Below are 22,983 nucleotides of genomic sequence, written 5' to 3'. Positions count from 1 at the left end.
ACGGTGACAACGGATCCAAATACTCATGTTGATTTACTTGATAAGGATAACAACGTGATTGGTTCGGGTACGACAGATAGTACTGGTCGAGTTACAATTACACCAACGGTGCCTATCCCTGAGGGCAATGTCATCGCTAAAGCTTATGACAATGCGGAAGTTCCTAATGTGGCAATTTCTCAACCAAAAAAAGCAACTGATACTACGCCACCAGCTACTCCAACGCTTGATACTGATTTAACTGGTAAAGCAGGTATTCAAACACCGATTACGGTGACAACGGATCCGAATACTCATGTTGATTTACTAGACAAAGATGGCAATATTATTGGTTCGGGTACGACGGATGATACAGGGCATGTTACTATCACTCCGACAAAACCTATTCCTGAAGGCAATGTCACTGCCAAGGCAACTGATAATGCTGAACATCCAAATAGTTCTACATCTAATCCGGTTAAAGCAACGGATACAACACCTCCGATGAAACCATCAGTTGTTGGTATTCTTGATGGAAAAGCAGGTACGAAAAATCCTGTTGAAGTTATAACCGATCCAAATACTAAAGTGGAATTACTGGATAAGGATGGTAATGTTATCGGTTCAGGTACGACAGATAGTACTGGTCATGCGACAATTACACCGACGGTGCCTATTCCTGAAGGTAATGTCACTGTAAAAGCCACAGATAACGCAAATCATCCGAATAGTTCTACGTCTGATCCGGTTAAAGCAACGGATACAACACCTCCGATGAAACCATCAGTTGTTGGTACTCTTGATGGAAAAGCAGGTACGAAAGATCCTGTTGAAGTTATAACCGATCCAAATACTAAAGTGGAATTACTGGATAAGGATGGTAATGTTATCGGTTCAGGTACGACAGATAGTACTGGTCATGCGACAATTACACCAACGGTGCCTATTCCTGAAGGTAATGTCACTGTAAAAGCCACGGATAATGCAGAACATCCGAATAGTTCTACATCTGATCCGGTTAAAACAACTGATACTACGCCACCAACGGTTCCAACACTTGATACTGATTTAGGTGGTAAAGCCGGTACTCAAGCACCGATTACGGTGACAACGGATCCGAATACTCATGTTGATTTACTAGACAAAGATGGCAATATTATTGGTTCAGGTACGACGGATGATACAGGGCATGTTACTATCACTCCGATAAAACCTATTCCAGAAGGCAATGTCACTGCCAAGGCAACTGATAATGCGGAACATCCAAATAGTTCTACGTCTAATCCAGTTAAGGCAACTGATACAACACCTCCAACTGTACCTGTTGTTATTGATGATCTAACTGGTAAGGCAACAACTAAGTCGCCAATCACTGTGACTTCGGATTCTAATACAAAAATTGAGTTATTGGATAAAGACGGCAATATCATTGGCTCAGGTACGACAGATAGTACTGGACAAATTACAATTACACCAACGGTGCCTATCCCTGAGGGCAATGTCATCGCTAAAGCTTATGACAATGCGGAAGTTCCTAATGTGGCAATTTCTCAACCAAAAAAAGCAACTGATACTACGCCACCAGCTACTCCAACGCTTGATACTGATTTAACTGGTAAAGCAGGTACTCAAACACCGATTACGGTGACAACGGATCCGAATACTCGTATCGAGTTACTAGACAAAGATGGCAATATTATTGGTTCGGGTACGACGGATGATACGGGGCATGTTACTATCACTCCGACAAAACCTATTCCTGAAGGTAATGTCACTGCCAAGGCAACTGATAATGCGGAACATCCAAATAGTTCTACATCTAATCCAGTTAAGGCAACTGATACAACACCTCCGATGAAACCATCAGTTGTTGGTACTCTTGATGGAAAAGCAGGTACGAAAGATCCTGTTGAAGTTATAACCGATCCAAATACTAAAGTGGAATTACTGGATAAAGATGGTAATGTTATCGGTTCAGGTACGACAGATAGTACTGGTCATGCGACAATTACACCAACGGTGCCTATTCCAGAAGGTAATGTCACTGTAAAAGCCACGGATAATGCAGAACATCCGAATAGTTCTGTATCTAAGCCAGTAAAAGCTACTAAACCGACTGTAAAATCAGGTAAAAAAGCTAAACACTATAAAACAAAAATATCTAAGAACCATAATTCAAAAGAGTATAGAAACCAAAATTCAAATAAATCTAAAAATACAATATGTGGTGAAAAGAAAAATGAAACTAATGTAGATGGTATTTCTAAAAATATAGTAAAAGATTTACCAAATACTGGTATAAAAGAAACAACAGATAATTCTTTACCTTATTTAGTTACACTACTAGGTAGCTTTGTTTTACTAATTGGTAGAAGAAAAGATAATAACAGAAATAAGTAATTCTAATATATGCTAATTAGAAAATCCACTGAGATCTTAAATGATTTCAGTGGATTTTTGATTTTCAAAAATTCATATATTTATATTAATTTAAAATTAAAGTATCTATTGAAAATATAATCATATCAATATAATTTGACGAAATATTTCAGAGACATTTATTAAAAACTTTACCCCGTTTAGAAATGAATTAAAATGAGACGACTATTTTTAAGTGTCGCAACATTTATTACAAAACGAATGATATAATAATATTATATAAATTAAATTTGATTTCTATATCTAGTATGATATTAAATTAATAGTTATGTGAAATGCGTTAAATTAAAATGTCATAAACAATAACTTTTATTAATTTCCACTAAAATAGTAAAGGAGAATATCGCACCATGAATCAACATAATCAATTACAAAAATTTAGCATTCGTAAATATGCAATAGGTACTTTTTCAACATTAGTAGCGACATTCGTATTTTTAGGGGTAAACAACGATGCACAAGCTAGCGAGCATTTAAATCTCACTCAACAACTTACGAATAACAATCAAGAAAGTACAATTAACGAAAGTACAAATACGTCAATTCAACATTTAGTCAATAATAACACAGGTCAAGTACAATCAAATCAAGTCAATAACACTAATAATAAAGTTAAATTAATTAAACAAACTAATAATGATTCGAGTGTATCAAATCATCCACAAAACATTCACATTAGAAAAAAAAGAGCTTCTAATTCAGATGAAACTAATTTCACTAGAGTAGTTACAGGAACAGTTGAAGATTCTTCTAATCCAGCAACAAACCCTTCATCACCAACGACAAATGATCAGCAAGCACCGCTTATTAAACCAACTTTTGTTACAAGTGTGGGCGATGCAGCTAATACGAAAAGACCAATTGAAATATTGACTTCACCTAATACTGAGGTAGCACTATTGGATAAAGATGGTGCAACAATGGGTACTGGTAGAACAAATGAAACGGGTCATGTCACTATTACTCCACAGCAGTGGATTCCCAAAGGTAATGTTTCGGCAAGAGCCACTCGTGGTACGGAAAGTGTTACATCAGATCCTGTGGAAGCGTTGAATACAGACCCTCAACATAGACCATTTGTAATCGAAGTTACAACTGATCCTTTTACAAGAATTGAATTAAGGGATAAATACAATAAACCTTTAGGGGCTTCAAGAACAAATGATAAAGGTCATGCTTACATTGTACCAACTAGACCTATTCCTGAAGGTAATGTAACAGCTGTAGCTACTGACGATAGTGGAAACTCATCTACTTCAGATCCTAAGAAAGCTACCGACACTACACCGCCTGATAAACCAATTATTCATACAAATTTAGTGGATAAAGTAGGTACAGTAACACCAATTGAAATTACTACTGACCCTGATACTAAAGTTGAATTATTTGATAAAGATAATAATTTATTAGGTAGTGGAATGACTGATCATACTGGACATATTACAATTACTCCAAATAGACCATTGGTTGAAGGACCATTAACGGCAAAAGCAACAGATGATGCGGAAACACCAAATAGCAGTTATTCAGACCCAGTAAATGTAACAGATTTAACACCACCAACATCACCTAATCTAGAAACTGATCTAACCAGTAAAGCTGGGACTCAAACAACGATTACAGTTACAACAGATCCTGACACAGTTGTTGAATTGTTTGATAAAGATGGTAATAGTCTGGGATCCGGAACAACTGATTCTACTGGACACCTAACAATTAAACCTAATCGTCCGATTCCGGAAGGTGATGTAACCGCTAAAGCAACTGATAACGCAGAACATCCAAATAGTTCTACTTCTCAGCCTAAAAAAGCAACGGACACAACACCACCAATCATTCCAATTTTTAATACAGAGATAGGTGGCAAAGCTGGGACTCAAACGCCAATCACTGTTACGACTGATCCTAACACAACTGTTGAATTGTTTGATAAAGATGGTAATAGTTTAGGTTCTGGTGAAACAAATGGTTCTGGACAAGTGACAATCATACCGAATAAAGCAATTCCTGAAGGCAATATCACCGCTAAGGCGACTGACCATGCAGAACACCCTAATAGTTCTACCTCTGAACCAGTTAAAGCGACTGATACAACACCACCTACAAAACCATCTGTTGTGGGTAACTTGGATGGTAAAGCTGGTAGTACTGATCCTGTGGAAGTAACTACTGATCCAAATACTAAAGTTGAACTTTTAGATAAAGATGGAAATGTGATTGGTTCTGGCATTACTGATAGTACTGGACGTGCGTTTATTACACCAACTAAACCTATTCCTGAAGGTAATGTCACTGCCAAGGCAACAGATAATGCGGAAGTACCTAATAGTTCAATTTCCGATCCAGTAAAAGCAACTGATACGACACCACCGAATATACCAACATTTAATACGGACGTTTCTGATAAAGGTGGAACTCTAACACCAATTTCAATTACGACTGACCTCAATACTCATGTTGATATTATTGATAAGGATGGTAATATCATTGGTTCTGGTATTACAGACGGTCAAGGGCACGTAACAATAACGCCAAATGTTCCAATCCCTGAAGGAAATATTTACGTAAAAGCAACTGACAATGCAGCACAACCAAATAGTTCTTTATCTAAACCAGTTAAAGCAACATTAGCAGACAATGATAGAGCACATAAAAATGGTCGTCGTACTCACAATACAATTCAAAAAGATTCAAAACACAATAGTGGAAATACAGGTGATCAAGGTGATAATTTGAATGGCTATAATCAAAATGATAATAATCAAAATTATCGCAACAATTACAATCATAATCAAAATGATAGAAATCAAAATACTGTAGGCTCTTTACCTAACACTGGTTACAACAATAGTGAATCATCAACTGCATTCTTAATGACTTCACTATTAAGTGGGATAGCATTATTATTAAGAAGATTTAAAAAAGAAGAGAAGTAATGGCTTTTTTAATTAACTAAAAAACACCCCCTCTATTTAATTTCAAATTAAATAGAGGGGTGTAATGTATTAAACTAATGTTAATTTTTCTTTTTAGTTAGTTTAAACAATGCTTGTTGCGCCATATGATTTGCTTCTTTATTTTGTTCTCTAGGTACCCATTTTACAAACACCAATTCAAAACTTTTTTCAAGTATTTCCAAATTCTCATAATATGGTTTAAATCGTGCGTTTTTTACAAATCCTTGATTAACACTATCTTCAATTAATTTTGAATCAGTATATAATAAAGCATTAACAACATTCAGTTCACGAGCATGTTCAAGTGCATGAATAAGGGCAGACCATTCCGCACTGTGATTATCTAGTTCGCCTAAGTCGTGCGTATATACATACTTTTCATCATTCTCTTTGATAACTATTCCGCATGCACTTCGCCCAGGATTACCTCTGGTAGCTGCATCAAAGTAAATTTTTGCCATATAAATTTAACACCTTTTTTATTTTTATAATTTCACTATTCTTATCGTATTACAAAATAAGAAAATAGGGAATGGCATTGATTTCATTAAGAAATCATTTCCATTCCCATAATATTTTTTAATATCCCTTATCTAGTTTATGAATTTGACCTTTACGATACATAGATTTAGCTATATAACCGAATGGTACATTAAATATAGTAGAAATAAGTTTTAATAAATAAGTTGTAATGAATATTTCGAATACAATCATATTTGGTAAAGTTCCTGCAAACGCAATTGTGACAAACAGTGCTGTGTCAATAATTGAACTTAACATGGTACTACCATAAGCACGAATGATAAATGTTTTATCTGAGCTAAATACTTTTTTAATTGCGGAGAAAATAAATACATCAACGTGTTGTCCAATAATATACGCAATAATTGAACCTAATGCAATTCTTGGCACTAAATCAAATATTGTTGATAAAGATTTTTGAGCCATATCCTCAGGTGCAGGTATAAAATGTAGTGACATTTGCATAACAATAATCATAACTAATGTAGAAGAAAATCCTAACCATACAGCTCTTTTCGCAACTTTGCGACCATAAATGTCATTAAGTATATCTGTAGCTAAATAAATAGACGCAAACATTACATTACCCAAAGTAGCAGAAATACCAAAAATATGAACTGTTTTGATTACTTGAATATTAGCAATAATTGTACCAATTGCTACCCAAGCAATTAAGCCTTGTTTGCCAAAACATCGAAACATTATAACCATTAATATAAATGTAACAAGAAATGTTGTTACACCGAAAATTTCATTATACATAAATATCCTCCTAAATTTTGATGATGCGGGTGTTTAGAAACCGCAAAAAACAACTTAATTATTTTATAGTAATTACTACATAAATGCAATAAGACTTACCATTTTCATCAACACTTATTATTTATTAAATCGATTATTTCAAAATAAATACAAATTAAGTTATACTTATTCCATGCTTATATTAAGACAATACTGTATTTAAGGAGTGACTGTTATACTTACACATTCCGAACAAGAAGCAATTGATAAAATTGATGAATTAATGAATACTTATTGTGAAAAATGTTTACTAAAAACACATATCAGAAAGACGGAAGGTAAGACACAAGCACACCATTTTTGTATATCTGAGTGTTCAATAGGTAAACAAATCAAACAATTAGGTAATGAACTTCAATAGGAGGTAAGGACTATGCAAATTGTTTCAATTGAAGAAACACCAAATCATAACACTATGAAAATTAACCTAAGTGAAAAAAGAGAAGATAACAAATCTAATACATTTACTTCTGCACAAGAAGGACAACCTGATTTCATAAATAAACTGTTCGAGATTGATGGTGTAAAATCAATATTCTATGTTATGGATTTTATTTCTGTCGATAAAGAAGATAATGCAGATTGGAATGATATTCTCCCTCAAATTCAATCTACTTTTTAATAAATATTTACAAGGGGACATGCACTTATGGAAATATTAAGAGTAGAGCCGACGCCAAGCCCTAATACTATGAAAATCGTATTATCTAACAAAAGGGAAGATAATAAATCTAATACATTCACATACATAGAAGAACACCAACCACAATTTATTAATGATTTATTAGCAATTGACGGTGTCAAATCTATATTTTATGTGATGGACTTCTTAGCTATTGATAAAGAGCCTAAATCCGATTGGGAAGTGGTCTTACCTCAAATCACTTCAACTTTAAATAGTGAGTCATTTATAGATTCATCACAAAAGCCCGATGAACACTATGGAGAGATTAAAGCTGAAGCACTTATGTTTAAAGGTATTCCATATCAAATTAAACTCACTACGACTTCAGATGAAAGTCGTAAGCAGTTGCCGGACTATTTTGTTGAGAGTATGTTAAAAGCTCAAAAAGATGGAGATAATGTTGTGTTTTTACGTAAATGGCATGATTTGGGAGTTAGATACGGTGATTTAGAAGAAGTTATGAATGAAGTGTACGAAGAAATTATTGCTTTATATCCATCTGAAAAGTTAGCATCTCTAGTTCAAACTGCATTAGAAACTGATATTGTTATTCCGCAGCAACAATATCATCATGTAACTTTAAATGAATATAAAGAGGCTACTGATTGGAAAGATAAATTAAGAATGTTAAAAGAATTTCCAACACCTACATTTCAAAATATTGACTTATTAGATGAAGCTTTACAAGAAGATAAAGCACCCCTAAGACGACAAGCTATAGTATTAATAGGCATGATTGAAGATAAAGAAATTCTTCCATACTTATATAAAGGCTTGCATGATAAGAGTCCAGCTGTTAGACGCACTGCTGGAGATTGCTTAAGTGATTTAGGTTTTAAAGAGGCTCTGCCTGAAATGGAAAAAGCCTTAAATGATCCGCAAAAAATTGTACGTTGGAGAGCTGCTATGTTTCTATTTGATGAAGGCGGACCTGAACAATTACCTAGTCTAAAGTCACACGCTAATGATCCTGCTTATGAAGTCAAACTTCAAATTGAGATGGCAATTTCTAGAATTGAAAATGGTAATGAGGCACTAGGTTCTGTATGGAAACAAATAGCTAATCGAAATAAATAATTATGTTAAAGTAAAACTAAATTAGGAGTGAAAATTATGAATCCTTATGAACAATATATGCAAGAATTAGCACAACAAATGAGAGCTGAACTCACTGAAAATGGTTTTGAAAGTTTAGAAACAAGTGAAGATGTATCAAATTATATGAAAAATGTTAACGAAGAAGATACAACATTTGTAGTAATTAACTCTACATGTGGTTGTGCTGCTGGCTTAGCCAGACCTGCAGCTGTTGCCGTAGCAGAGCAAAATGACAAAAAACCAACAAATAAAATCACTGTATTTGCTGGACAGGATAAAGAAGCAACTCAAGCGATGCGAGAGTACATCCAACAAGTTCCATCAAGTCCGTCCTACGCTTTATTTAAAGGAACAGAATTAAAACATTTTATCCCTAGAGAACATATCGAAGGTCGTGACATTCAAGATATCTGTATGGATATTAAAGATGCATTTGACGAAAACTGTTAAGCAGTATAATTTTAAATAATTTGAGTCATCCATATCAGAGAATACACTCAGAGTTACTATTGTAATCCTAAATTAAGGGTATAAACTTGAATTGAATAAATAAGGACTCTCTTTTCAATCCCAAATATAAAATTAAAAACTAATTTTATATTTGGGATTTTTTTATTTTAATTTTATAAATACGCATTATCTAGTATAATATTCAGTAATATAAACAATTCTAGGAGATGAGCAAAATGTTAAATTCCTTTGATTCAGCTTATCATGCTTTATGCGAAGAAATATTAGAAATTGGTAATCAACGGGATGATCGTACTCATACCGGTACTATTTCTAAATTTGGTCATCAGTTACGATTTGATTTATCTAAGGGTTTCCCATTACTTACAACAAAAAAAGTATCTTTCAAACTTATCGCTACAGAATTATTATGGTTTATTAAAGGCGATACAAATATACAATACTTACTAAAATATAATAATAATATTTGGAATGAGTGGGCCTTCGAAAAATATGTGCAATCTAATGATTATCATGGTCCTGATATGACCAATTTTGGTCATAAAGCACTACAAGATGATAAATTTAATGAACTGTATAAAGAAGAAATGTCTAAATTCAAACAACACATATTAAATGATAACTCATTTGCAAAAAAATACGGAGATTTAGGTAATGTATATGGTAAACAATGGAGAGATTGGGTAGATAAAGAAGGTAACCACTTTGATCAACTTAAAACAGTTATTGAACAAATTAAAAATAGTCCAAATTCTCGCCGACATATTGTCTCAGCATGGAATCCAACAGAAATAGATAGCATGGCTTTGCCACCATGTCATACTATGTTCCAATTTTATGTTCAAGATGGCAGATTAAGTTGTCAATTGTATCAACGAAGTGCAGATATTTTCTTAGGTGTACCATTTAATATTGCTAGCTATGCATTATTAACACATTTAATAGCAAAAGAATGTGATCTTGAAGTTGGAGAATTTGTGCATACTTTTGGTGACGCACATATTTACTCTAATCATATTGAAGCAATAAAAACACAATTGTCTAGAAACAGTTTTGATCCGCCAACTTTAAAAATTAATTCAAATGCATCCATTTTCGATATCAATTACGAAGATTTAGAATTAATTGGATATAACTCACACCCTGCAATTAAGGCACCTATTGCAGTATAATAGGCTGAAATTTTACGGTTATTAATATAAACAATTTTTTCATACGGAGGGGAAATATGACTTTATCAATTTTAGTAGCACATGATGAACAACGCGTTATTGGATATAATAATGATTTACCGTGGCATTTACCTAATGATTTGAAACATGTTAAAAAATTATCAACTGGAAATACACTAGTGATGGGGAGAAGAACATTTGAGTCAATTGGTAAACCGCTTCCTAACAGAAGAAATGTAGTGTTAACGAGTGACACAACGTTTAACGTTGATGGTGTAGATGTGATTCATTCTATAGATGATATTTACAAATTAGAAGGTCACATTTTCATCTTTGGTGGTCAGTCATTATTTGAAGAAATGATTGATAAAGTAGATGATATGTACATTACTGTTGTTGATGGTAAACATCAGGGCGATACATTTTTCCCACCTTATACTTTTGAAGAATGGGAAGTAGAGTCATCGGTAGACGGAGAGTTAGATGAGAAAAATACAATTCCACATACGTTTTTACATTTAGTACGTAAACATTAAATTAAATTGATATACCGGAGGCACTTATGACTAAACAAATTATCGTGACGGATTCTACATCAGATTTATCACATGAATATCTAAAACAAAATAATATACACGTAGTACCTTTAAGCTTAACGATTGACGGAAAATCATTTGTTGATCAAATAGATATTACATCTGAGGCTTATATTCAACGAATTGAGGAAGATGCCGACGTAAAAACAAGCCAACCACCAATCGGGAAATTTATTGAACTATACGAAGAACTTGGTAAAGAGGATGTTGAAATCTTTAGTATCCATATGTCATCAGGTCTAAGCGGTACATACCAAACTGCTTTGCAAGCCAGTGATATGGTTGACACTAAAGTAACCGTAATTGATTCCAAATCTATTTCATTCGGACTCGGCTACCAAATCCAACGACTTGTTGAATTAATTAATACGAATCTTTCGTCTAATCAAATCGTAGACAAACTCAAAGAATTACAAAAGAACATTAAACTCTTTGTTGTAATTGGACAATTAAATCAATTAATTAAAGGTGGACGCATAAGTAAGACAAAAGGTTTTATTGGTAATATAATGAAAATTAAACCCGTCGGCACTTTAGAAGATGGATATTTAGAAATCGTACATAATGCACGTACACAAAATTCTAGTATTCAATATCTAAAAAAAGAAATTTCAGAATTTATCGATAAAAATAAAATTAAATCGATTGGTGTTGCTCACGCAAACGTTCTTGACTTTGTTAACAAGCTCAAGTTGCAATTTGATGAAGCATTCGGCCAACAGAAATATGATGTTAATGTAACGACACCAGTTATTTCAACTCATACTGGTCAAGGAGCAATCGGCTTGGTTGTTGTTCGTGAATCAAATTAATCTCATTATTTACTTCTTATTGTTCTTTTAATAAAATTCATCAATGTGAGTAGATTACTTTAAATAATAGTATATATATCGTAAATTTAAATAATGACAGAGGAGGTAATAATATGGCATATGCAACTTTAGCTGGAGGATGTTTCTGGTGTATGGTTAAGCCTTTTACATCATATCCCGGTATTGAAGAGGTAGTATCTGGATATAGTGGAGGTCATGTTGAAAATCCAACGTATGAACAAGTTTGTACTAATCAAACTGGACATAGGGAAGCTGTTCAAATTCAGTTCAACTCAGACATTACGTCCTTTGAAAACATCTTAGAAGTATATTTTAAAACTTTTGACCCTACAGCCGGCGGTGGTCAATTCTTTGATAGAGGAGAAAGCTATGAACCGGCTATCTTTTATCATGATGAAGAGCAAAAGAAAGCAGCTGAACTTAAAATACAACAATTAAATGAAGAAGGTATTTTTAAAAAACCTGTTATAACGCCAATTCTTCCATACAAAAACTTTTATCCTGCTGAAGACTATCATCAAGATTATTACAAGAAAAACCCTGCTCATTATGAGCAATATCAACGTGGATCAGGAAGAAAATCATTTATCGAAACACATTGGGGGTCTCAAAATGATTAAAAAAGCTAAAAATGAATTAAATGAAATGGAATATTTAGTTACTCAAGAAAATGGTACTGAACCTCCATTTCAAAATGAATATTGGAATCATTTTGATAAGGGTATTTATGTAGATAAAATTTCAGGCAAACCATTGTTTACTTCTGAGGAAAAGTTTGAATCTAATTGTGGTTGGCCAAGTTTCTCTAAATCAATTGATGACAATGAAATCATTGAACTCGTAGATAAAACATTTGGTATGATTAGAACAGAAATTAGATCGGAAGATGCTAACAGTCATTTAGGTCATGTATTCAACGATGGTCCAAAAGAAAGTGGTGGACTACGTTATTGTATTAATTCCGCAGCGATTCAATTTATCCCTTATGATAAGTTAGAAGAACTTGGATATGGAGATTTAATTCCGCATTTTGAAAAATAGGAGTGGCTAATTATGTTTAAAAAATTATTTGGTAAAGGTAAAGAAGTTAATAAAGAAATTGAAATATATGCACCACTAACTGGCGAATATATTAATATTGAGGATATTCCAGATCCAGTATTTGCACAAAAAATGATGGGCGAAGGCTTTGGTATTAACCCAACTGAAGGAGAAGTTGTTTCTCCAATTGAAGGTAAAGTGGACAATGTATTTCCAACTAAACACGCAATAGGACTTAAAGCAGATAATGGTTTAGAAATATTAGTTCATATTGGATTAGACACTGTTCAATTAGATGGTCAAGGTTTCGAAATCTTAGTAAGTAGTGGCGACACTGTTCAAGTTGGTGATCCATTACTTAAATTTGATCTAGAATATATTAGTAATAATGCTAAAGATGTTATTTCACCAATTATTATTACAAATTCAGATCAAACTGAATCAATTCATGTTAATGATGTTAAAGCAGTCATTAAAGGTGAAACTAAAGTTGTTGATGTGACAATGAGCTAATGAAAGAACATTCATTCTATCAATTTGCTCTAACGGTTAGAGGGCGTAAAGATAGCAAGGGAGACTTAGCTGAAGAAATATTTAATGATTTGTCTTTTCCAAAACATGAAAAAGATTTCAATCAATTGTCTGACTATATTGAAATGCAAAGCGACATATCAGTACCCATGTCAGTGTTTGATGATTTATATGAAGAGTATACAGAATGGTTAAAATTCTGACTTACTCAGTAATGTGATTAGCACATGTATCATATTAAAATTGCATTAAAAATTTCATAACAGCTAGCTAAATGAGAAGTATATCAAGCCTTTCTCAATTCTAGTCATTTTTTCGGGGGTGGAACGAATTCATTATGAATTCTGTCCCACTCCTTTTGTGCTTTTTATTCAACTTATTTCTTAAAAGTTGCGTTTGTGTCTAAATAACGACATACTTATATTATCTTTATAGATGAAATTATAAATACATAAGATGTTATATGAGGAAGTGGTTTTATGAGTCAACATTCTGAGGAAAAACAAAGTAGTATAGACTCCAAACATAAAAATGAAACATCTTCTAATAAAAGAATCAATTTTAAAACTTGGCAATTTATAGTACTTTTATTAGGAGTTATCATTATTACAGCTGGTATTACAGTTGCTGCTACAATTGGTATCAGTCACAAAATAAGCGGATTAACTAAAGATGAACGTCAAGAAATTAAAAAAATTCAATATGCTTATAAGACACTGAATAATGATTACTACAAAAAACAAAATGCTAGTAACTTATCTGAGGCTGCTATAGATGGCATGGTTAAAGAACTTAAAGATCCTTATTCAGAATACATGACTAAAGATGAAACGAAAAGCTTTAATGAAGATGTTTCAGGCGACTTTGTAGGTATTGGTGCAGAAATGCAAAAAAAAGATAAACAAATTATGATTACAAGTCCAATGAAAGATTCTCCTGCTGAAAAAGCCGGTATCCAACCAAAAGATGTTGTTACTAAAGTGGATGGAAAATCCGTAGTAGGCAAACCTTTAGATCAAGTAGTAAAATTAGTACGTGGTAAAGAGGGAACAACGGTCAAACTAACAATAAAACGTGGTTCTCAAGAAAAAGAAATTAAAATTAAACGTGGTAAAATCCATGTAAAAAGCGTGGAATATAAGAAGAAAGACAACATTGGAGTATTTACTATAAATAAATTCCAAGATAATACTGCAGGCGAACTGAAATCTGCTATTATTAAAGCTCATAAAGACGGTGTTCGTAATATAGTATTAGATTTAAGAAATAATCCTGGTGGTCTACTTGATGAAGCCGTAAAAATGGCTAATATCTTTATAGATAAAGATCAGACAGTTGTAAAACTTGAAAAAGGCGATGACACAGAATCAATCAAAACGTCAAATGACGCTTCTAAAGAAGCTAAAGACATGAAAGTTAGTATCTTAGTAAATGAAGGTTCTGCCAGTGCATCAGAAGTATTTACTGGTGCAATGAGAGACCACAAAAAAGCTAAAGTTTACGGTTCAAAAACTTTTGGTAAGGGAATAGTACAGACAACTCGTGAATTTAAAGATGGCTCATTATTGAAATATACACAAATGAAGTGGTTAACACCTGATGGTCATTATATTCATGGGAAAGGTATAAAACCTGATACAAAAATAGCTTCACCTAAATATCAATCTATCAGTGTCATTCCAACTGATAAATCTTATTCTGTTGGTGACAATACAAAATACGTGAAATCTATCAAAATCGGTTTAGATGCATTAGGCTACGACGTTAACAATGATTCTAAACAATTTGATACACAGTTGGAATCAGCTATTAAAAACTTCCAATCAGAACATGAATTATCAGTAAATGGTAAATTCGATAAAAAAACTAATGAGAAATTTACACAGTTATTAGTTGAAAAAGCTAATAAAGAAGATAAAGTTTTAGATGAATTAATTAATAAACTAAAATAAAGAGGAGCGTCAAAAACAATGATAAGACTAGGTAATATGCAAGATATTTCACAAATAGAAACTTTAGTTGAAGAAGCCAAAAAATTAATGAAAGAATTCAATAATAATCAATGGGATGATAAATATCCAGTCACAGAACACTTTGAAGAAGACATCAATACCGAAACACTATATGTGTTGGAAGAAAATGACACAATTTATGGCTTTATCGTGGTCGACCAACAACAATCAGAATGGTATGATGAGTTAGAATGGCCAATCGATCGTGAAGGCGCCTATGTCATTCATAGACTTGCTGGATCACAACAGTATAAAGGAGCAGCTACTGAGTTATTTGATTTCGCAGTTAAGTTAGCTGAAGAACATAATATCCATGTTCTTTTAACTGATACTTTTGCTCTAAATAAGCCAGCACAAGGATTATTTGAAAAATTTGGTTTCATAAAAGTCGGTGAAGCAGAAATTGACTATCATCCATTTGATAGAGGCGCACCATTCTACGCATATTATAAAAACATTTAAGAATAGAGGTTAATTACTATGTCTAAAATAGCATTTACCGGTGGCGGTACTGTTGGACATGTATCGGTCAATTTAAGTTTAATTCCAACAGCTATTGATAAAGGGCACGACGCATTTTATATTGGTTCTAAAACAGGTATAGAACGTGAAATGATACAATCACAATTACCTAACATTAAATATTATCCAATATCTAGCGGTAAATTACGTCGATATCTATCAGTTGATAATGCGAAAGACGTATTTAAAGTTTTAAAAGGTGTTATTGATGCACGCAAAGTATTAAAAAGAGAGAAACCAGACCTATTATTTTCTAAGGGAGGATTTGTTTCAGTTCCCGTAGTAATAGCTGCACGCTCACTAAACATTCCAACAATTATACATGAATCGGATTTAACACCAGGCTTAGCTAATAAAATTTCACTGAAATTTGCTAAAAAAATCTATACAACATTTGAAGATACATTAAAATATTTACCTAAAGATAAAGCAGACTTCGTTGGCGCTACCATTCGACAAGACTTAAAAGAAGGTAATCAATCACGTGGATACCAGTTAACAGGTTTCGACGCCTCAAAAAAAGTATTACTCGTCATGGGTGGTAGCTTAGGTAGTAAAAAGCTTAATCAAGCTATACGTGAAAATTTAGAAGCATTACTTCAAGACTATCAAATTATTCATTTAACAGGTCATGGACTAGTTGATTCTAGTATTGATGCTAAAGGCTATGTTCAGTATGAATTTGTTAAAGAAGAGTTAACAGATTTATTAGCTATTACAAATACTGTAGTTAGCCGTGCAGGATCTAATGCTATTTATGAATTTTTAACATTGCGTATTCCTATGTTATTAATACCTTTAGGACTTGACCAATCACGTGGTGATCAAATTGATAATGCAGAGAATTTTGAATCTAAAGGGTATGGTAGAACCATCCTTGAAGATCAACTTACACAGGTTAAATTATTAGAACAACTTAAAGAAATTGAAAATGATCGAGAGTCAATCATTAAACAAATGGAGACTTACACAGAAAGTTATACGAAAGAAGATCTATTTAATAAAATTTTAAAGGACGCTCTATAAACTCAGGAGGTGCAGACAATGAATCGTACGAAACGTATTACTTTGCTAATCGTTTTTACCTTAATATTTGGTATCATTGCATCCTTCCATGAGTCTAGACTGGGTAAATGGATTGATACTGAAGTATATGAATTTATTTATTCATCTGAAAGTTTCATCACTACTTCTATCCTTTTGGGTGCCACTAAGCTAGGAGAAGTATGGGCAATGGTCTGTCTATCTTTAATGTTAGTCGCATATTTAATGTTAAAACGCTTTAAAATCGAAGCGCTATTCTTTGTGATTGTTATGTCTCTTTCAAGTATATTAAATCCATTACTGAAGAATATTTTTGACCGAGAGCGTCCAACATTATTACGATTAATTGATATATCTGGATTTAGCTTTCCTAGTGGCCATGCTATGGGGTCAACATCATTCTTTGGTAGTGCGATGTTCATAGTAAATAGAAAAGCATCAGGTAATAATAAAGGAATTATTATAGGATTATGCGCATTATTTATTCTTCTGATTTCTATTTCAAGAGTATATTTAGGTGTGCATTATCCTACAGATATCATTGCTGGTATAATTGGCGGTGCTTTCTGTATTGTTCTATCAACATTAATACTTAAAAATCATTTATATCCAACAGCTACGTAAAATATATCGAGATACATTCTTAAAACGCGAGATTGTATCTCAATTTTTTTAAGGATTAAATATAAGCTATTTGAATTAGTAGATACTCAAAAGATTTAATCAAATCAGAATAACTAAATAAGCTAAATAAAAAAGCAGTGAACCTCGGCATTAGATTCACTGCTTTTTTTTAAAACGTTTAAAGTAAGTTTGAAACTTTAACGTTAGTCTTTTACGGGCATATAAAAGGGGAATAACTTGAAAATGACCAATCCTTTAAGAACGAAATATATGTGGGGGGAATTGTCTTATTCGGTATTGATAATCATTTTCAAATACTATTATACATCGTTGATAATCATTGTCAATTATAATTGCGAAAAATTTTCATTTAAATTTGATTATATCATTACAATTTAAATCCATTCTCTAATTTCAGTCTTTACTGTGATAAAATATAGTTTATATTATAAGAATATGCATTCGAAAACGCATCATTGATTTAACTCATTCTAGCTATTTAAAATATGATTAATACATAATAAAAGAGGTGAAAATAATAATGACTAATATACTTATTGTGGAAGATGAACAAAATTTAGCCCGCTTCTTAGAACTAGAACTAACTCATGATAATTATAGTGTAGATATAGAATATGAAGGACAAGCAGGGCTCGATAAAGCATTAAGTAATAATTACGATTTAATTATATTAGATTTAATGTTACCAAATATAAATGGCTTAGAAATATGTCGCCGTGTCAGACAAGAACAATCAACGCCTATCATTATTATTACGGCTAAAAGCGATACATATGACAAAGTGACTGGTTTAGATTACGGTGCTGACGATTATATTGTAAAACCCTTTGAAATTGAAGAACTATTTGCACGCATTCGTGCAGTACTCCGTCGTCAACCTCAAAAGGATATCATTGATATCAATGGCATTAAAATAGACGTCGATGCTTTTAATGTCACAATTAATGGAGAACAGTTAGATTTCACTAAAACTGAATATGACTTACTTTATTTATTAGCAACCAACAGAAACCGTGTACTACAAAGAGAACAAATCTTAGATCATGTTTGGGGCTATGACAGTGAAGTTGAGACGAATGTCGTAGATGTTTATATTCGATATTTACGCAACAAACTTAAACCTTATGGTAAAGATAAAACGATTGAAACCGTTCGTGGTGTTGGGTACGTGATTAGATGATTAAAAAGGGTACTTTAAAATATAAGTGGATGATGATTACAACGTTAATCATGTTTAGCACAATTATTCTTTTCTGTCTTGTTATAATCTTCTTTTTAAAAGATACCTTAAGAGACGGTGAGATTGATGAGGCTGAACACAGTTCAAATGATATCGTTAATTTAGTAGAATCACGATCTATGAATAATATTACTACATTAGATTTGACTGCTATGTTGGAGAATTTTGAAAAAGCCATCATTTACGATCGAAATGGTAAACAATTAATGCAATCCTCAAATGAAAATATGATTAATTTTAAACCTGATATTGATTTTGTTGATCCTGAAACGATTCAAATTTCAAAACATAATGGAATCCCTTACTTAATTATTACAGAACCAATACATAGTGAACGTTTTGAAGGCTATAGTGTTTTAATTCACTCCCTTGAAGGATATAACAATGTAGTTCGTTCTCTATATTTTGTAGCCATTGCATTTGGTTTGTTAGCAACTTTCATTATGGCGGGTATTAGTTATATTTTTTCAACGCAATTAACTAAGCCACTCGTAACCATGTCGAACAAGATGATTCAAATACGACGAGATGGATTTCAAAATAAACTTGAACTCAAGACGAACTATGAGGAAACAGATAATTTAATCGATACCTTTAATGATATGATGTACCAAATTGAGGAATCATTTAACCAACAACGTCAATTTGTTGAAGATGCTTCTCACGAGTTACGCACGCCGCTACAAATCATTCAAGGTCATTTAAATTTAATTAAACGTTGGGGTAAAAAAGACCCAGCTGTACTTGAAGAGTCTCTTAATATTTCATTAGAGGAAATGAATCGAATAACGAAGTTGGTTCAAGAATTATTATTATTGACTAAAGACAAAGTTAATATTCAGGCATTAGAATTTGAAGAAGTAAATATTAACGAAGAAATTCATTCACGTATTAAATCTTTAAAACAATTACATCCAGATTATCAATTTAAAACGCATCTATCAAAGAAACTATTAACATTACAGATTAATCGCCATCAATTTGAACAGCTATTACTTATTTTTATTGATAATGCAATGAAGTATGACAAAGATAACAAGCAAATCGAGATAGCTACTCAATTAAGAAACAAACAAATTAGTATTGAAATTACAGACCATGGTCTTGGTATTCCTAAAGAAGATCAGGAGTTTATTTTTGATCGTTTTTATAGAGTTGATAAATCCCGCGCAAGAAGTCAGGGTGGTAATGGCTTAGGGCTCTCTATTGCTGAGAAAATAGTACAACAATATGGTGGATATATAACTGTTGACAGCGAAGTAAACCAATATACAACGTTTAAAATTATATTTAAATGAATATTTACATCGAATCTGGGACAATTAAGTTGTTCCGGTTTTTTAATGCATAACTTTCTTTCAAATAATCATCTACAATTAAAACACTCATTCAAACTATCTCTATTTCACATTTTCAGAAAAATTTCCCATCAATTTTCACACAAAATCATATAATTTCAAATTACTAGATTTAGTATTTTTGTTTTTTCCATAATATTCAGTCAATGGACTTTATCAAAGCCACAAATAGTGCTATTATTGACCTGTAAGCGGTTTAACTATTTTGTGGAGGGTAATACTATGTCAAAGGATAACAAGGACGTTACAGAAGCTCCTGTAAACTTCGGTGCTAACCTAGGTTTAATGTTAGATTTATACGATGACTATCTACAAGACCCTAGTTCAGTGCCTGATGATTTACAAGTTCTTTTCAGCACTATTAAAAATGGCGAAGCTCATGTCGCAGCTAAGTCAACCACTGAAGGGAGTGGTTCATCAGCGGGAGATGGTACAATTAAGCGTATTATGCGCTTAATCGACAATATAAGACAATACGGTCACCTTAAAGCTGATATTTACCCTGTTAATGCTCCTAAAAGAACTAATCTTCCTAAGTTAGAAATTGAAGAGTTTAACTTAGATAAAGAAACATTAGAAAATGTCTCAGCTGAAATTGTATCTGATCATTTCAAAGATATATATGATAATGCTTACGAGGCAATTGAAAGAATGGAGAAGCGTTATAAAGGGCCGATAGCCTTTGAATATAATCATATTAATAATAATAAAGAACGTACGTGGTTAAAACGACGTATTGAAACACCATATAGAGCTAATATCAATAATGATGAAAGAAAAAAATTATTTGATACTTTAGCGCATGTAGAAGGCTTTGAAAAGTATTTACACAAAAACTTTGTTGGTGCTAAACGATTCTCTATTGAGGGTGTTGATACATTAGTTCCAATGTTACAACATACATTAAAACGTGCTGCTGAAGTTGAAATTAACAATATTCAAATTGGTATGGCACACAGAGGTCGTTTAAATGTTTTAACTCATGTGCTAGAAAAACCATATGAAATGATGATTTCTGAGTTTATGCACACAGATCCTATGAAATTCTTACCAGAAGATGGCAGTCTTGAACTAACTGCTGGATGGACAGGAGATGTGAAGTATCACTTAGGTGGTGTGAAGACAACTTCTTCATATGGTATTGCACAACGAATTTCATTAGCTAATAACCCAAGTCACTTGGAAATTGTTGCGCCAGTGGTAATTGGTAAGACACGTGCATCACAAGATGACACAAAACACGCTGGTAAACCAACTACAGATTTCCATAAAGGTATGCCAATTATAATTCATGGGGATGCTGCATACCCAGGACAAGGTATTAATTTTGAAACAATGAATTTAAGTAACCTAGATGGTTATTCAACTGGTGGCGCCTTACACATCATCACAAATAATAGAATTGGATTCACTACGGAACCAGTTGATGGACGTTCAACAACATATTCAACTGATATTGCGAAAGGTTATGACGTACCAATTTTACATGTAAATGCAGATGATGTTGAAGCAACAATTGAAGCTATTGACATTGCAATGGAGTTCCGAAAAGAATTTCATAAAGATTTTGTAATTGATTTAGTTGGCTATCGTCGCTACGGGCATAATGAAATGGACGAACCTTCGATTACAAATCCACTTCCATATCATAATATTCGCAAACATGATTCAGTTGAAATTATTTATGGTAATAAGCTAGTTGAAGACGGCGTTATTTCTAAGGAACAAATGGAAGACGTAATGGATAAAGTTCAAAAAGAAATGCGTGCTGCTCAAGACAAGATTGATAAATCAGATAAAATGGATAATCCAGATATGGAAAGACCTGAGTCATTGCAAGAACCTTTACAAAGTGATGATAAAGATTTCTCAGTAGATCATCTTAAAGAAATTAATGATGCTATGCTTTCATATCCTGAAGATTTCCATGTACTTAAAAAGCTAAACAAAGTTCTTGAAAAACGTAGAGAGCCTTTCGAAAATGAGAATGGTTTAGTAGACTGGGCTCAAGCTGAGCAACTTGCATTTGCAACGATTGTTCAAGATGGCATATCTGTTCGATTAACTGGACAAGATAGTGAGCGTGGTACGTTCAGTCATAGACATGCTGTATTACACGATGAAGAAAATGGTGATACATTCACACCATTACATCATGTTCCTAATCAAAAAGCCACATTTGAAGTTCACAATAGTCCATTATCTGAAGCAGCTGTCGTTGGCTTTGAATATGGCTATAATGTTGAAAATAAAAATAGCATGAACATTTGGGAAGCTCAATACGGAGACTTTTCTAATATGGCTCAAATGATGTTCGATAATTTCATGTCATCAGCACGTGCTAAATGGGGAGAAAGAAGTGGTTTAACGCTATTCTTACCTCACGCATTTGAGGGGCAAGGACCTGAACACTCTTCAGCACGTTTAGAAAGATTCTTACAACTAGCAGCTGAAAATAATAGTACAGTTGTTAACTTATCTAGTTCAAGTAACTATTTCCATATACTAAGATCACAAGCTAAGAGTTTAGGTACTGAAGCTATGAGACCATTAATTGTAATGTCTCCAAAAAGCTTATTAAGAAATAAAACAGTTGCTAAACCAATAGATCAATTCACTTCAGGTGGTTTCAAACCTATTATTGTCGAGGATGGAAATAAAGAGAAAGTGACTAAACTTGTATTAGCATCAGGTAAAATGTTCATAGATTTAAAAGAACATTTAGCTAAAAATCCTGATGATTCAATTTTATTAGTTGCAGTTGAACGTTTATATCCATTCCCTGAAGGGGAAATTAAAGAAGTATTAAAAGAATTACCTAATCTTGAAACAGTATCTTGGGTTCAAGAAGAACCTAAAAATCAAGGCGCTTGGTTATTCGTTTATCCTTATTTAAAATCACTTGTAGGTAACCAATTTAATTTAAGCTATCATGGTAGAATTCAACGTGCAGCGCCAGCTGAAGGTGATGGGGAAATTCATAAACTTGTTCAAAATCAAATTATTGAAAGTAGCATTGAAAAATAACTAGGGGGAA

The 22,983-nt window shown here is 32.9% G+C and carries 21 protein-coding genes and 2 pseudogenes; 21 read left to right on the top strand and 2 right to left on the bottom strand.

Annotated elements, in window-relative coordinates:
• Together BDW31_RS12475 and BDW31_RS06705 are read left to right on the top strand one after the other, a co-directional pair.
• A partial coding sequence (locus BDW31_RS12475; RefSeq protein WP_181414820.1) for a YSIRK signal domain/LPXTG anchor domain surface protein occupies positions 1–2,379 on the top strand: 2,379 nt, incomplete at its 5' end.
• Positions 2,380–2,768: 389 nt separating this feature from the next.
• Positions 2,769–5,354 (top strand): YSIRK-type signal peptide-containing protein, encoded by a 2,586-nt coding sequence (locus tag BDW31_RS06705; RefSeq protein ID WP_110709368.1) that lies wholly within the window; start codon positions 2,769–2,771, stop codon positions 5,352–5,354.
• An 80-nt stretch (positions 5,355–5,434) separates the two neighbouring features.
• On the opposite strand, the gene BDW31_RS06700 is transcribed toward BDW31_RS06705, so the two are convergent.
• Both BDW31_RS06700 and BDW31_RS06695 read right to left on the bottom strand, forming a co-directional pair.
• Positions 5,435–5,836, bottom strand: a complete 402-nt coding sequence (locus tag BDW31_RS06700; RefSeq protein ID WP_053024730.1) for a ribonuclease HI family protein — start codon at positions 5,834–5,836, stop codon at positions 5,435–5,437.
• Between the two features lie 118 nt (positions 5,837–5,954).
• Complete coding sequence (locus BDW31_RS06695) at positions 5,955–6,659, bottom strand: queuosine precursor transporter (RefSeq protein WP_053024729.1); 705 nt, start codon at positions 6,657–6,659, stop codon at positions 5,955–5,957.
• A 205-nt stretch (positions 6,660–6,864) separates the two neighbouring features.
• Here BDW31_RS06695 and BDW31_RS06690 point away from each other — a divergent pair, with 205 nt between their 5' ends.
• From BDW31_RS06690 to BDW31_RS06605, 19 genes and pseudogenes are all read left to right on the top strand, one after another.
• Positions 6,865–7,059, top strand: coding sequence for a zinc-finger domain-containing protein (locus tag BDW31_RS06690; RefSeq protein ID WP_075140546.1), 195 nt, complete (start codon positions 6,865–6,867; stop codon positions 7,057–7,059).
• 12 nt (positions 7,060–7,071) lie between these two features.
• Positions 7,072–7,320 carry a NifU N-terminal domain-containing protein gene (locus BDW31_RS06685; protein ID WP_053024728.1) on the top strand — a complete coding sequence of 83 codons (249 nt, stop codon included), beginning with the start codon at positions 7,072–7,074 and terminating at the stop codon, positions 7,318–7,320.
• A gap of 27 nt (positions 7,321–7,347) precedes the next feature.
• The gene (locus tag BDW31_RS06680; protein ID WP_053024727.1) at positions 7,348–8,460 is read left to right on the top strand and encodes a conserved virulence factor C family protein; all 1,113 of its coding nucleotides are present in this window, start codon (positions 7,348–7,350) and stop codon (positions 8,458–8,460) included.
• 36 nt (positions 8,461–8,496) lie between these two features.
• The gene (brxA, locus tag BDW31_RS06675; RefSeq protein ID WP_037551453.1) at positions 8,497–8,931 is read left to right on the top strand and encodes a bacilliredoxin BrxA; all 435 of its coding nucleotides are present in this window, start codon (positions 8,497–8,499) and stop codon (positions 8,929–8,931) included.
• A 236-nt stretch (positions 8,932–9,167) separates the two neighbouring features.
• On the top strand, positions 9,168–10,124 hold the full coding sequence (locus tag BDW31_RS06670) for a thymidylate synthase (protein WP_037551451.1): 957 nt from the start codon (positions 9,168–9,170) through the stop codon (positions 10,122–10,124).
• 56 nt (positions 10,125–10,180) lie between these two features.
• The gene (locus BDW31_RS06665) at positions 10,181–10,660 is read left to right on the top strand and encodes a dihydrofolate reductase (protein ID WP_037537083.1); all 480 of its coding nucleotides are present in this window, start codon (positions 10,181–10,183) and stop codon (positions 10,658–10,660) included.
• 26 nt (positions 10,661–10,686) lie between these two features.
• On the top strand, positions 10,687–11,532 hold the full coding sequence (gene fakB2, locus BDW31_RS06660) for a fatty acid kinase binding subunit FakB2 (RefSeq protein ID WP_037551449.1): 846 nt from the start codon (positions 10,687–10,689) through the stop codon (positions 11,530–11,532).
• 113 nt (positions 11,533–11,645) lie between these two features.
• On the top strand, positions 11,646–12,173 hold the full coding sequence (msrA, locus tag BDW31_RS06655) for a peptide-methionine (S)-S-oxide reductase MsrA (protein WP_110709366.1): 528 nt from the start codon (positions 11,646–11,648) through the stop codon (positions 12,171–12,173).
• A complete protein-coding gene (gene msrB / locus BDW31_RS06650) occupies positions 12,166–12,594 on the top strand; it encodes a peptide-methionine (R)-S-oxide reductase MsrB (RefSeq protein ID WP_110709364.1) in 429 nt (142 codons plus the stop codon). Before msrA ends, msrB begins: the two co-directional genes overlap by 8 nt.
• A 12-nt stretch (positions 12,595–12,606) precedes the next feature.
• Complete coding sequence (locus BDW31_RS06645) at positions 12,607–13,107, top strand: PTS sugar transporter subunit IIA (protein ID WP_053024724.1); 501 nt, start codon at positions 12,607–12,609, stop codon at positions 13,105–13,107.
• Complete coding sequence (locus BDW31_RS06640; protein WP_037551441.1) at positions 13,107–13,328, top strand: YozE family protein; 222 nt, start codon at positions 13,107–13,109, stop codon at positions 13,326–13,328. Before BDW31_RS06645 ends, BDW31_RS06640 begins: the two co-directional genes overlap by 1 nt.
• A 276-nt stretch (positions 13,329–13,604) precedes the next feature.
• Positions 13,605–15,077, top strand: coding sequence for a S41 family peptidase (locus BDW31_RS06635; RefSeq protein ID WP_053024723.1), 1,473 nt, complete (start codon positions 13,605–13,607; stop codon positions 15,075–15,077).
• Between the two features lie 18 nt (positions 15,078–15,095).
• Entirely contained in the window at positions 15,096–15,599 is a 504-nt protein-coding gene (locus BDW31_RS06630; RefSeq protein ID WP_011275782.1) for a GNAT family N-acetyltransferase, read from the top strand.
• 18 nt (positions 15,600–15,617) lie between these two features.
• On the top strand, positions 15,618–16,685 hold the full coding sequence (locus tag BDW31_RS06625) for an undecaprenyldiphospho-muramoylpentapeptide beta-N-acetylglucosaminyltransferase (protein ID WP_053024722.1): 1,068 nt from the start codon (positions 15,618–15,620) through the stop codon (positions 16,683–16,685).
• Between the two features lie 18 nt (positions 16,686–16,703).
• Positions 16,704–17,327, top strand: coding sequence for a phosphatase PAP2 family protein (locus tag BDW31_RS06620; protein WP_037551436.1), 624 nt, complete (start codon positions 16,704–16,706; stop codon positions 17,325–17,327).
• Positions 17,328–17,570: 243 nt separating this feature from the next.
• Positions 17,571–17,677 (top strand): annotated as a pseudogene (locus BDW31_RS12725) (hypothetical protein); the annotation flags it as partial.
• A gap of 191 nt (positions 17,678–17,868) precedes the next feature.
• Positions 17,869–18,528 (top strand): response regulator transcription factor, encoded by a 660-nt coding sequence (locus tag BDW31_RS06615; protein ID WP_011275785.1) that lies wholly within the window; start codon positions 17,869–17,871, stop codon positions 18,526–18,528.
• Entirely contained in the window at positions 18,525–19,886 is a 1,362-nt protein-coding gene (locus tag BDW31_RS06610) for a HAMP domain-containing sensor histidine kinase (protein WP_110709362.1), read from the top strand. The genes BDW31_RS06615 and BDW31_RS06610 overlap by 4 nt, the downstream gene beginning before the upstream one ends.
• Positions 19,887–20,168: 282 nt before the next feature.
• A pseudogene (locus BDW31_RS06605) lies at positions 20,169–22,977 on the top strand (2-oxoglutarate dehydrogenase E1 component).
• The last annotated feature ends 6 nt before the right edge of the window (positions 22,978–22,983 follow it).

It is taken from the genome of Staphylococcus sp. AtHG25 (genome assembly GCF_003217445.1).
GTDB classification, from domain to species: domain Bacteria; phylum Bacillota; class Bacilli; order Staphylococcales; family Staphylococcaceae; genus Staphylococcus; species Staphylococcus haemolyticus.
The sequence above is the reverse complement of the archived record's forward strand: the minus strand, read 5'-3'. Positions and strand labels throughout refer to the sequence as shown.